The sequence below is a fragment of the Massilia sp. ZL223 genome, from assembly GCF_018119395.1.
In the GTDB taxonomy this organism is placed as follows: domain Bacteria; phylum Pseudomonadota; class Gammaproteobacteria; order Burkholderiales; family Burkholderiaceae_D; genus Telluria.
Map to the genome: position 1 here is coordinate 1 of NZ_JAGPWD010000069.1, position 11496 is coordinate 11496.

At 66.4% G+C, this 11496-nt stretch carries 11 protein-coding genes; 3 read left to right on the forward strand and 8 right to left on the reverse strand.

Features of this window, described 5'->3' with window-relative positions; genetic code table 11:
• Positions 1–30 precede the first annotated feature (30 nt).
• The 7 genes from KBW95_RS24050 to KBW95_RS24080 form a co-directional block, all read right to left on the reverse strand.
• A complete protein-coding gene (locus KBW95_RS24050) occupies positions 31–369 on the reverse strand; it encodes a YkgJ family cysteine cluster protein (RefSeq protein WP_211529530.1) in 339 nt (112 codons plus the stop codon).
• 76 nt (positions 370–445) lie between these two features.
• The gene (locus KBW95_RS24055; protein WP_211526971.1) at positions 446–1678 is read right to left on the reverse strand and encodes an argininosuccinate synthase; all 1233 of its coding nucleotides are present in this window, start codon (positions 1676–1678) and stop codon (positions 446–448) included.
• Positions 1679–1830: 152 nt separating this feature from the next.
• Entirely contained in the window at positions 1831–2229 is a 399-nt protein-coding gene (locus KBW95_RS24060; protein ID WP_211526970.1) for a VOC family protein, read from the reverse strand.
• Entirely contained in the window at positions 2229–3155 is a 927-nt protein-coding gene (gene argF, locus KBW95_RS24065) for an ornithine carbamoyltransferase (protein ID WP_211526969.1), read from the reverse strand. The genes KBW95_RS24060 and argF overlap by 1 nt, the downstream gene beginning before the upstream one ends.
• A 119-nt stretch (positions 3156–3274) precedes the next feature.
• Positions 3275–4165, reverse strand: coding sequence for a ribosome small subunit-dependent GTPase A (gene rsgA, locus KBW95_RS24070; protein ID WP_211526968.1), 891 nt, complete (start codon positions 4163–4165; stop codon positions 3275–3277).
• Positions 4162–4494, reverse strand: coding sequence for a 4a-hydroxytetrahydrobiopterin dehydratase (locus KBW95_RS24075; RefSeq protein ID WP_211526967.1), 333 nt, complete (start codon positions 4492–4494; stop codon positions 4162–4164). Before KBW95_RS24075 ends, rsgA begins: the two co-directional genes overlap by 4 nt.
• Positions 4491–5753 carry a M48 family metallopeptidase gene (locus tag KBW95_RS24080; protein WP_211526966.1) on the reverse strand — a complete coding sequence of 421 codons (1263 nt, stop codon included), beginning with the start codon at positions 5751–5753 and terminating at the stop codon, positions 4491–4493. Before KBW95_RS24080 ends, KBW95_RS24075 begins: the two co-directional genes overlap by 4 nt.
• Positions 5754–5815: 62 nt before the next feature.
• Here KBW95_RS24080 and orn point away from each other — a divergent pair, with 62 nt between their 5' ends.
• Positions 5816–6403 carry an oligoribonuclease gene (orn, locus tag KBW95_RS24085; protein WP_211526965.1) on the forward strand — a complete coding sequence of 196 codons (588 nt, stop codon included), beginning with the start codon at positions 5816–5818 and terminating at the stop codon, positions 6401–6403.
• A gap of 283 nt (positions 6404–6686) precedes the next feature.
• The gene (locus KBW95_RS24090; RefSeq protein WP_211526973.1) at positions 6687–9122 is read left to right on the forward strand and encodes an ATP-binding protein; all 2436 of its coding nucleotides are present in this window, start codon (positions 6687–6689) and stop codon (positions 9120–9122) included.
• On the opposite strand, the gene KBW95_RS24095 is transcribed toward KBW95_RS24090, so the two are convergent.
• A complete protein-coding gene (locus tag KBW95_RS24095) occupies positions 9106–10062 on the reverse strand; it encodes an MBL fold metallo-hydrolase (protein WP_211526964.1) in 957 nt (318 codons plus the stop codon). The two genes, KBW95_RS24090 and KBW95_RS24095, sit on opposite strands and share 17 nt — an antisense overlap.
• A 306-nt stretch (positions 10063–10368) precedes the next feature.
• On the opposite strand from KBW95_RS24095, the gene KBW95_RS24100 reads away from it, so the two are divergent.
• Entirely contained in the window at positions 10369–11403 is a 1035-nt protein-coding gene (locus tag KBW95_RS24100; RefSeq protein ID WP_373888851.1) for an HPP family protein, read from the forward strand.
• Positions 11404–11496 lie beyond the last annotated feature (93 nt).

Here is an 11496-nt window from a genome sequence, read left to right on the forward strand (position 1 = left end):
CAAAACCGTCGTTCCCGCGAAGGCGGGAACCTAAGTTTGCTCGATCAGCCGTGCAGTTTCGATCGGCGCCAACCCATGCATCCCCCTGGCCCGACTGCACTTCTCATCCCCAATCTGAACTTCCCTGCACGGACTCGGCCTGCATGCATACACCCCGCACGCCATCACCCCGGCATCACCCTTCCCAAGCGCCGCGCAATACGGCGCCGACGCATTGGTCCCCTTCATGCACGACAAATGCGGCGTCACCTGTTCCGTCCATCCCTCAGGCAGCCCGCACTCCTGCGCCTCGGCCCAGTAGAACGACACACGAAACGACTTGCAGCAGGCGCCGCAGTCGAGGCAGGGATTGTCCGCGTCAGCATTCATGGAAAACGATTCTACCGCGCGAACAGGACGAAAAAAAGCCGCCCGCAGGCGGCTCTTTCACAAGCTGGAAACCAGCTTACTGCCCGCGCTTGGCGCGCGCCTTGGCGGCGATGCGCATGCGCAGCGCGTTCAGCTTGATGAAGCCGCCCGCGTCCGCCTGGTTGTAGGCGCCGCCGTCTTCGTCGAAGGTCGCGATGTTCATGTCGAACAGCGAATCGGTCTTCGAATCGCGCGACACCACGATCACATTGCCCTTGTACAGCTTCAGGCGGACCCAGCCGTTCACGCTCTTCTGGGTGTGGTCGATCAGGGTCTGCAGCGCGACGCGCTCCGGCGCCCACCAGTAGCCGTTATAGATCAGCGAAGCGTAGCGCGGCATCAGGTCGTCCTTCAGGTGCGCCACTTCGCGGTCCAGGGTGATCGATTCGATCGCACGGTGGGCGCGCAGCATGATGGTGCCGCCCGGGGTTTCGTAGCAGCCGCGCGACTTCATGCCGACGTAGCGGTTTTCGACCAGGTCCAGGCGGCCGATGCCGTGCTTGCCGCCCAGGCGGTTCAGCTCGGTCAGGACGGCGGCCGGCGACAGGCGCTTGCCGTTCAGGCCGACGATGTCGCCCTGTTCGAATTCCACGTCCAGGTACTCGGCTTCGTTCGGCGCCTGCTCCGGCGACACGGTCCAGCGCCACATCGATTCCTCGGCTTCCGCGCTCGGGTTCTCCAGGTGGCGGCCTTCGAAGGAGATGTGCAGCAGGTTGGCGTCCATCGAGTAGGGCGCGCCGCCGTTCTTGTGCTTCATGTCGATGTCGATGCCGGCGTCTTCCGCGTATTTCAGCAGCTTCTCGCGCGACAGCAGGTCCCATTCGCGCCACGGGGCGATGATCTTGACGTCCGGCTTCAGCGCATAGGCGCCCAGCTCGAAACGCACCTGGTCGTTGCCCTTGCCGGTCGCGCCGTGCGAGACGGCGTCGGCGCCGGTCTCGTTGGCGATCTCGATCAGGCGCTTGGCGATCAGCGGACGCGCGATCGAGGTGCCCAGCAGGTATTCGCCTTCATACACGGTGTTGGCGCGGAACATCGGGAACACGAAGTCGCGCACGAATTCCTCGCGCACATCGTCGATGTAGATGTTTTCCGGCTTGATGCCGAACTTCAGCGCCTTGGCGCGCGCCGGTTCCAGCTCTTCGCCCTGGCCGAGGTCGGCCGTGAAGGTCACGATCTCGCAGTTGTAATGGTCTTGCAGCCACTTCAGGATGACCGAGGTGTCGAGGCCGCCGGAGTAGGCGAGTACTACTTTTTTGATGTCGCTCATGGAATGTCCAGTGATGGAAGGATGGAGGGGACTAAATGGTCAGCCGGCCCATGGGAGTGCCGCCAGGCAGGGAAGCAAGGCGACGGGCCAACGATCAAACATATGGTTGTGGTGGGTAAAAAGGTTAATCGTAAAAACGGGTCAAGCGCAGATCAAGCGGGTTCGTGGCAGCAGGCTTCGATGTTGTGGCCGTCCGGATCCAGCACGAAAGCGCCGTAATAGTTCGCATGATAATGCGGACGCGGTCCCGGCGCACCATTGTCGCGGCCGCCGGCGGCCAGCGCCGCCGCATGAAACGCATCGACCATGGCGCGAGTCGTCACGCGGAAGGCCACGTGCACCGGCGGATGGTTGACCGGCTTCGCGGCGGTCGCGCCCGAGATCCAGAAATCCGGCTTGGGCGGCTCGCCGAAGCCGGCGACATCGGTGCCCTGGGTGACGGCGGCCGGAATCTCGGCCAGCAGCGCATAGCCGATCGGCGCCAGCGCCTTTTCGTAAAAGGCGCGGCTGCGCAGGTAGTCCGCCACGATGACGCCGGTATGGTCGATCATTACTTGTCCTCGATGCGGCCGAGCAGCAGGTATTCGATCAGGGCTTTCTGCACGTGCAGGCGGTTCTCGGCCTCGTCCCAGACCACCGACTGCGGGCCGTCGATGACTTCGGCGGCCACTTCCTCGCCGCGGTGGGCCGGCAGGCAGTGCATGAACAGGGCGTCCGGCGCGGCGCGCGCCATCTTGGCGCCGTCCACGATGAAGCCGTCGAAAGCCTTGAGGCGCTCGGCGTTTTCCTTTTCGTAGCCCATGCTGGTCCAGACGTCGGTGTTCACCAGGTGCGCACCCGCGCAGGCATCCGAAGGATTATCGAACAGGGTGTAGCGCGAGGTATTGACCAGCTTTGGATCCAGCTCGTAGCCCTTCGGGGTCGAGACGTTCAGGTGAAAGCCGAACACTTCGGCCGCCTGCAGCCAGGAATACAGCATGTTGTTGGCGTCGCCGATCCAGGCCACCGTCTTGCCGGTGATGGAGCCGCGGTGCTCGTAGAAGGTGAACACGTCGGCCAGCACCTGGCAGGGGTGGTGCTCGTTGGTCAGGCCGTTAATCACCGGCACGCGCGAATGGGCGGCGAAACGCTCGATGATGTCCTGGCCGAAGGTGCGCACCATGATGATGTCGCACATGCGCGACATGACCTGGCCGGCGTCCTCGACCGGCTCGCCGCGGCCCAGCTGGCTGTCGCGGGTGTTCAGGTAGATCGCCGCGCCGCCCAGCTGGTGCATGCCGGCCTCGAAGGACAGGCGGGTACGGGTCGAGCTCTTCTCGAACACCATCACCAGGGTGCGGTCGACCAGCGGGTGGTACACCTCGTAGGCCTTGAACTTGCGCTTGATGACCTCCGCGCGCTTGATCACGTATTCGAATTCGTCGCGGGTGAAGTCGGAGAACTGCAGGAAGTGCTTGATCGGAGTAGTGCCGGGCATAATGAGGTCTGCTATCTGTTATCCCTTGAATTATAAGGGTTTTTGTTTGCCCTTACATAAAGGGCATGGATTCGGGATTATTGACTGCGTAAATATTCTATACGCGGCCATTCAGCTCATCAATAAAGGGTTTGCGAGGACTCGTGCAGCAGCTGGGCGTAGAGCTCGTGGCGCATCTTCGCGATCTTGCCGTCCGCGACCGCGCCCAGCACCGCGCACTGGGGCTCGGCCAAGTGCCGGCAGTTATAGTACTTGCAGCCGCCCAGGTAGGGCTTGAACTCGATGAAGGCGCGCTCCAGCATGCCTTCGGTCAGGTGATACAGGCCGAACTCCTGGAAGCCGGGCGAATCGATGATCGATGCCCCGTCCTTCAGCCAGTAGAGGCGGGTGAAGGTGGTCGTGTGCTTGCCCGTGTCGAGCGCTTCCGAGATCTCGCGCACGGCGATGTCGGCGTCCGGCACCAGCAGGTTGATCAGCGAGGACTTGCCCATGCCGGACTGGCCGATGAAGATCGAGGAATGGCCTTCGAGCAGCGGCATGAGGGTGGCGACGGTGTCCTCCGGCCGGGTCCTGGCCGACACCTCGTGCACCGGGTAGCCGAGGGCCGCGTAGACGGCGACGCGCTCGCGTGCGCGCGGCAGGTTGTCCTCGACGTCGATCTTGTTGAGGATCAGGTGGGCCTCGATGCCGGCCGCCTCGCAGGCCACCAGGGCGCGCGAGACCAGGTCGTCGGCGAAGCTCGGCTCGGTCGCGACGACGATGAACAGGCGCGAGATGTTCGCCGCCAGCAGCTTCGACTTGTACTGGTCGGAGCGGTAGAGCAGGGTGGCGCGGTCGGCGATGCGCTCGATCACGGCCTGGTCTTCCGAGGTCTTCTTGAGGTGGACGATGTCGCCGACGGCCACATTGGTCTTCTTGCCGCGCGTGACGCATTGCAGCTTGACGCCGTCCGCATCGGCCAGGTAGTGGCGGCCGTGGGCCGCGATGATGGTGCCTTTCAACTCGCTCATGCCGCCGCCTGCTGGTCGAACAGGACGTCGGTGCGCGCCGCGCAGACGAAGTCGTTCTCGGTCAGCGCGCCGCCGGCCGAATGGGTGCTCCAGCTCACGCCGACCTTGCCGTAGCCTACCGCCAGGTCCGGGTGGTGGTCTTCCTGTTCCGCCATCCGGGCGACGGCGTTCACGAAGGCGATGGTGGCGCGGTAGTCGGCGAACCTGAAGTCGCGGCGCAGCACGCCGTTGGCGGCCTGCCAGCCCGGCACGTCGTTCAGCATGGCGTCGACGACGCGCGGATTCAGGGCCTGGGCGTTGCGGATGCAGTGGCGGTCGGCGAGTTTCATGCGGCCGCCATGGTCAGGTGCTTCACCCGGATCGAGGCCGGCGGGTGCGAGTCGTAGAAGGCCGAATGCAGCGGGTCCGGGGTCAGGGTCGAGGCATTGTCCTCGTACATCTTGACCAGGGCCGAGACCAGGTGGCGATAGTCGGTATGCCTGGCAGCGAAGGCGTCGGCCTCGAATTCGTGCTTGCGCGAAGTGATGGAGTTCAGCGGCGACAGCACGAAGGTGAAGATCGGCAGCACCAGGGCGAACAGGATCAGGGCCATGCCGTCGTTCGAGGCGTCCATGAAGGGCTGGACACCGAGGCCGGTATAGAACCAGACCTGGGTCTTGAGGTAGCCGAGAAGGGCCAGGAACGCGAGCGACAGCGCGAACATCACCACGATGCGCTTGACGATGTGGCGCAGCTTGAAGTGGCCCAGTTCGTGGGCCAGCACGGCCTCGATCTCCTGCGGTTCCAGGCGCGAGAGCAGGGTGTCGAAGAACACGATGCGCTTGTTCTCGCCGAAGCCCGAGAAATAGGCGTTGCCGTGGGCGCTGCGCTTGCTGCCGTCCATGACGAACAGGCCTTTCGAGGCGAAGCCGGTGCGCGCCATCAGGCCCTCGATGCGCTCCTTGAGGCTCACGTCGGCGAGCGGGGTGAACTTGTTGAACAGCGGCGCGATGACGGTCGGGTAGAGCACCATCATCAAGAGCTGGAAGCCGCTCCACACCAGCCAGGTGTAGAACCACCACAGGTCGCCGCTCTTGTCCATCAGGGTCAGGATCACCCAGAGCAGCGGCAGGCCGATCACCGCGCCCACCAGCGCGCCCTTGAGCAGGTCCGAGAACCACAGGGCGGGCGTCATCTTGTTGAAGCCGAAGCGTTCCTCCAGCACGAACTGGCGGTACCAGTCGAGCGGCAGGTCCAGCAGGCCGGACAGGATCGCGAACGTCACCACCAAAGCCATCTGGTGTAGCATCCCCGGACCGGTGACCGGCAGCAGGGCGGTCGACAGCCATTGCAGGCCGCCCAGCAGGGTGAAGCCGACCAGCACCACGCCGCCCCAGAACAGGCCGACGATGCCGGCGCGGGTCTTGGCGACGGTGTAGTCGGCGGCTTTCTGGTGCGCGTGCAGGGGCACTTTAGAGGCGAACTCGGCCGGGACGCTGGCGCGGTGGCGCAGCACGTGGCGAAGTTGCCGGCTGGCCAGCCAGAAGCGCAGGCCGAGCGTCAGCAGCAGAAATACGACGAACAAAACCGAAAACCCGAGTGAAGACATGTGTGCTTGTGAGAAAATGCGGGATTGATTGATAAGGCAACTATCAGGAATAAGCGAGAATTATGTCACAAGCCAATGAAACGCAATTGCCTGGCATCGCCCAGGAACGCCCGAACGAATTCAATCTCGTCTGGGTGGACATGGAAATGACCGGCCTGGACCCGGACAACGACCGCATCATCGAAATCGCGGTGATCGTCACCGACGCCCAGCTGAACGTGGTTGCCGAGGGCCCGGTGTTCGCCATCCACCAGAGCGACGAGACCCTGGACAAGATGGACGCCTGGAACAAGGGCACGCACGGCAAGTCGGGCCTGATCGACCGCGTCAAGGCCTCGACCGTGGACGAGGCGCAGGCGGAAGAGCAGCTGATCGCCTTCCTCAAGCAGTACGTCCCGGCGAACAAGTCGCCGATGTGCGGCAACTCGATCTGCCAGGACCGCCGCTTCATGGCGCGCGGCATGCCGAAGCTGGAAGCCTTCTTCCACTACCGCAACCTGGACGTGTCGACCCTCAAGGAACTGTGCCGCCGCTGGAAGCCGGAGCTGGCGACCGGGTTCAAGAAGCACCAGAAGCATACGGCGCTGGCGGATATTACCGAGTCGATTGAAGAGCTGAAGTATTATCGCGAGCATTTCATCAAGCTCTGACGTTTTCGGCTGCTCGCGCAAACCTGGATCCCGGCCTTCGCCGGGATGACGTTTTTTGGCAGCGAGCCGCAATAGCTCCGTTAGTCGGCCACATCAGCACGTCGTTCCGGCGAAGTCCGGAACAATGCCACTGGCATTGTTCCGCCCAAGTTCGCAGCACACCTCCCACGGCTCCTTCCCCCCACCCAGCCGTAAAAAAAATGACACGGCATTAACGAAAAGTTATGCGACAATCTTTCGCATGGCCCCGTTCACGCACACCGGTCTTGGAGGAGACAGCCAGATGCCGGCCCTGCTGCGCCGCCACGACTGGTCCTCCACCACGCTAGGCCCCGCCGCTACCTGGCCGCCGGCCCTGAGGACGGCGGTCGACATGATGCTGCACTCGTCCTTCCCCATGTTCATCGCCTGGGGCCCCGAGCTTGTCTTCCTCTACAACGACGCCAACATTCCCCTGCTGGGCGAGCGCCACCCGCAGGCACTCGGCGCGCGCCTGTCCGACGTCTGGCCGGAAGTCTGGCCCTACCTGGTTCCCATGGTCGACCGCGCCCTGTCCGGCAAGCCGGTCTACCACGAGGACATGGAACTGACCCTGCGCCGCCACGGCTACGCCGAGCGCGCCATGTTCACCTTTTCCTTCGCGCCCCTGCACGGCGCCGACGGCGAAACGGCGGGCCTGTTCTGCACCTGCATGGAAACCACCAGCCGCGTGCTGGCCGAACGCCGCGCCGCCTTCGAGCTGCGCGTCTCCGACGCCATCCGCCCGCTGCTGCACCCGGAGGAGGTGATCGAGACCGCCAGCGGCCTGCTGGGACGCGAGCTGCGCGCCGCGCGCGTGCTGTACGCCGAGATGGACGACGCCCTGGGCCGTTTCAGCGTGCCGCGCATGTGGAGCCAGGACGGGCGCGCCGTGCCCACCCGCCCCGAGTTCCAGTTCGCCGACTTCGGCCCGGCGCTCGCAGCCGAGCTGCGCGCCGGGAACGTGGTGCGCATGGACGACAGCGCGCGCGACGTCCGCACCGCCGGTTTCCGCAGCGTCTACGTGGCCGAGCGGGTCGGCGCGCTGCTCGCGGTCCCGCTGGTCAAGCGCGGCCGCCTGACCGCCTGCCTGGGCATCCACACCCCGCATCCGCGCCACTGGAGCGACCACGACGCCCGCCTGGCGCGCGACGTCGCCGAGCGCACCTGGTCGGCCGCCGAAGCGGTGCGCGCCCAGGCCGAGCTGCGCGTGGAGCGCGACCGCGCCCGCTACATCTTCGACGCCATCGCCGAAGGCTTCGCCCTGTTCGACCGCAACTGGACCATCCTGCAAATGAACGCCGAGGGCCTGCGCATCTGCGGCCTCGACGCGCACCAGGTCATCGGCCGCAACCACTGGGAAATCTTCCCCGAATCGCTCGACACCGAGGGCGGGCGCATGTACCGCGAGGTGATGCGCACGCGCAGCGCCGGCAGCGCCGAATACTGCCGCGTGTTCCCGGGCGGGCGCCGCGTGTGGTCCGAGATCCGCGCCTATCCCACCCAGGACGGCGGCATCGCCTCCTTCTTCCGCGACATCACCGACCGCAAGCTGGCCGAGGACAAGCTGATGGAGGCCGACCGCCGCAAGGACGAATTCCTGGCCATGCTGGCGCACGAGCTGCGCAACCCGCTGGCGCCGATCAGCGCCGCCGCCGAGCTGCTCAAGCTGGGCGCGATGGACGAGGCGCGGGTCCAGCAGAGCAGCACCATCATCGGCCGCCAGGTGCGCCACATGACCCGCCTGGTGGACGACCTGCTGGACGTGTCGCGCGTGACGCGCGGCCTGATCACCCTGGCGCGGGTGGCGGTCGATGCGCGCGTGGTGGTCGACGAGGCGGTCGAGCAGGTGCGGCCCATGATCGATGCGCGCGGCCAGCAGCTGTCGGTGCGCCTGCCGCCGCACGGCGCCGTGGTCCTGGGCGACAAGGCGCGCCTGGTGCAGGTGGTGGCCAATGTGCTGGGCAACGCCAGCAAGTACACGCCGGAAGGGCGCCAGATCGACCTGCGCGCCGAGGCGCTCGGCCCGCGCCTGGTGCTGTCGGTGCGCGACGAGGGCATCGGCATGGACCGCGAACTGACCGGGCGCGTGTTCGACCTGTTCACCCAGGCCGAACGCTCGTCGGACCGCTCGCAGGGCGGCCTGGGACTGGGCCTGGCGCTGGTGAAGAACCTGGTGGAGCTGCACGGGGGCACGGTCGGCTGCACCAGCCCGGGGCTGGGCAAGGGCAGCACCTTCGTGATCACGCTTCCGCTCGAGCAGGAGACCCTGCTGCCGGAAGACCTGCCTGCGCTGGAGGCGCCGCCGGCGGCCGGGCATTTGAAGGTGCTGGTGGTGGACGACAATGCCGATGCGGCCGAGATGCTCGGCATGCTGCTGGCCTCGCACGGCCACGAAGTGGTGATCGAACACGATTCGCTGCGGGCGCTGGACCGGGCGCGCAGCGTGCGTCCGGACGTCTGCCTGCTGGATATCGGCCTGCCCGAGATGGACGGCAAGGAACTGGCGCGGCGCCTGCGCGCCCAGCCGGAGACGCGGGATGCGGTGCTGGTGGCCGTGACCGGCTACGGCCAGCAGCAGGACCGCGAGGAAGCCCTCGCGGCGGGCTTCCAGCACCACCTGGTCAAGCCGGTCAACTTCGACCACCTGATCGGGGTGCTGGAAAGCCTGAGGGGCGCCTCGCTCAGCGCATCTGGGTGAAGTTCACCGGGATGAAGCGGTAGCCCTTGCCCTCGGTGGCCAGGTAGCCCAGGCCGGGGAACTGCAGGTGGGCGCCGCCGATCATGTAGCCGCCCTTGGCGGCGGCGTCGAATTCCTTCTTGCGTGCGGCGGCGGCGGCCTTCTGGTCGCTGTCGAAGGAGATCGTCACCTTCGGCTCGGCCATCTGCACCGGGGCCACGTGGATCAGGTCGCCGATCACCAGCAGCTTCTGGCCCTTGCTTTCGACCATATAGGTGGTGTGGCCGGGGGTGTGGGCGCCGGTGCCGTGGGCGCGGATGCCCGGCACCAGCTCGACGTCGCCCTCGATCGCCTTGAACTTGCCGGCCTTCACATACGGCTGGACCGCCGCCATCGCGGCCTGGAAGCCGCCCTTGTCCTTGGCCTTGTCCATGTTCTCCTGGCTCAGCCAGTAGTCGGCTTCGTTCTTGCCGGCGCGCAGGACGGCGTTCGGAAACACGATCTGCGCATTGTTCACCAGGCCGCCGGCGTGGTCGCCGTGGAAGTGGGTGACGTAGATCTCGTCCACCTGTTCCGGGCTGTAGCCGGCGGCCTTCATGTTGGCGATCAGCTTGCCCAGGGTCGGGCCGAAGAAGCTGCCGGCGCCGGCGTCCACCAGCACCAGCTTGGCGCCGGTATTGATCAGGTAGGCATTGACCGAGGTCTCCAGCGGGGTCTTCAGGTGGTGCTTGGCCAGGGTGGTCTTGGTCTTGTCCGCCTTGTCGGCCAGCAGCTGCTCGACCGGCAAGTCGACCGTGCCGTCCGACAGCGGGGTCACTTCGAAATCGCCCAGCATGATGCGGTAGTAGCCGGGCGCCGGGGTCTTGGCCATCGGCGCGGCGGCCAGGGCCGGGGTGGCGAGGCAGCCGGCTGCGATGGCGGCGGCGAGGGCGGTGACTGCGTGGCGTTGGAAGATGCTCATCTTGGTGTCCTTGTTGTTGGGTGGCGGCGCGGTGCATGCGCAAGCTTGCATATCGTACATCATTGCTTTTTTGAATGCTCGCCCCCTGTTGGGGGTTGGTTTGTTGTGGCGCAACGCACCACGGTAGAGCGGTCCGCACCGTCATGGACGAGCTCGCACCTATTTTGTGCAATTGTGGTGTAATAGAAGTATTTTCCGTCCAACTTTTCCGCAATGCTCATTCGCGCCGCTTCCCGTCTCCGTCGCCGTCTGCCGCAACCGGTTGCCCTTCCTCCCACTGCCCAAGCCCGCGCCGCCCTCGGCGCCGTGATCGGCCTGCTGTTGTCCGGCCTGCTCAGCCACATCGCGCTGGGCTGGGCCGCTCCCGGCGCCCATATCGCCTGGCTGGTCGCTCCCATGGCGGCATCGGCCGTGCTGCTGTTCTGCGTGCCGGCCAGCCCGCTGGCCCAGCCCTGGTCGGTCATCGGCGGCAATGTGGTGTCGGCGCTGACCGGCGTGGCCTGCGCCCAGCTGATTCCGGAACCGATGCTGGCCGCGCCCCTGGCCGGCGGCCTGGCGATCGCGATGATGTTCCTGCTGCGCTGCCTGCATCCGCCCGGCGGCGCGGCGGCGATGACGGCCGTGCTGGGCGGCGACGCGGTGCGCGAAGCCGGCTTCGCCTTCGCGCTGGCGCCGGTAGGCCTGAATGCGGTGCTGCTGGTCGTGGCGGCGCTGGCCTACAACCGCCTGACCGGAGCGCACCACGCGCACGCGCCAGTCAAGCCGTCGATCGTGGACGACGAAGACCTGGACGCGGCGCTGGAACACTTTGGCGAACCACTGGACGTGAGCCGCGAAGACCTGGCGACCATCGTCCACGACGCCGAGCAGCACGCGGCCGAACGCCGCGCGCGCGGACTGCGTGCCGGCGAAGTGAGCGTGGCGCCGGTGGCGCGCCTGGCGCCGGACCAGCCCTTGTCGAGCGCGCGCGAACAGCTGCTGCGCCACGGCGTGCCGGCGCTGCCGGTGGTGGATGGGGAAGGGCGGCTGCTGGGCCTCCTGACCCAGGCCCAGCTGCTGCGCGCGGCCTCGGAAGCCGAGATGCGCTCGCTGGGTTCGCGCGCCAGGCTGGCGCTGGTGTCGCTGGCGGGCATGCGCGAGGCGCAGCGCGTGGGCGACCTGATGACGGCCGGGGTGGCGGTGAATGACACGCAGCCGGCCACCGAAGCGGCGGCGCTGGCCGCAAGGCTCGGGCTGGCGCGCGTGCCGGTGGTGGATGCGAAAGGAATGCTGGCGGGGATGACCGGGCCGGCGGAAGTGCTGGCGGCCTTGCATGGGGCAGCCATGGAGCGGGCCGCCTAGCCCGGCATCGCATTAAATTAGTTTGCCCAAAGACCGTCGCGCCCCCCCCCGCCGCGGGGGGGGGGGGTTTTTTGGGGGGGGGGGGGGGGGGGG

What these genes read in the sequence shown, in the direction of transcription:
- KBW95_RS24050 (WP_211529530.1), bottom strand. Translation starts at nt 369, where the DNA reads ATGAATGCTGACGCGGACAATCCCTGCCTCGACTGCGGCGCCTGCTGC.
- KBW95_RS24055 (WP_211526971.1), bottom strand. Translation starts at nt 1,678, where the DNA reads ATGAGCGACATCAAAAAAGTAGTACTCGCCTACTCCGGCGGCCTCGAC.
- KBW95_RS24060 (WP_211526970.1), bottom strand. Translation starts at nt 2,229, where the DNA reads ATGATCGACCATACCGGCGTCATCGTGGCGGACTACCTGCGCAGCCGC.
- argF (WP_211526969.1), bottom strand. Translation starts at nt 3,155, where the DNA reads ATGCCCGGCACTACTCCGATCAAGCACTTCCTGCAGTTCTCCGACTTC.
- rsgA (WP_211526968.1), bottom strand. Translation starts at nt 4,165, where the DNA reads ATGAGCGAGTTGAAAGGCACCATCATCGCGGCCCACGGCCGCCACTAC.
- KBW95_RS24075 (WP_211526967.1), bottom strand. Translation starts at nt 4,494, where the DNA reads ATGAAACTCGCCGACCGCCACTGCATCCGCAACGCCCAGGCCCTGAAT.
- KBW95_RS24080 (WP_211526966.1), bottom strand. Translation starts at nt 5,753, where the DNA reads ATGTCTTCACTCGGGTTTTCGGTTTTGTTCGTCGTATTTCTGCTGCTG.
- orn (WP_211526965.1), top strand. Translation starts at nt 5,816, where the DNA reads ATGTCACAAGCCAATGAAACGCAATTGCCTGGCATCGCCCAGGAACGC.
- KBW95_RS24090 (WP_211526973.1), top strand. Translation starts at nt 6,687, where the DNA reads ATGCCGGCCCTGCTGCGCCGCCACGACTGGTCCTCCACCACGCTAGGC.
- KBW95_RS24095 (WP_211526964.1), bottom strand. Translation starts at nt 10,062, where the DNA reads ATGAGCATCTTCCAACGCCACGCAGTCACCGCCCTCGCCGCCGCCATC.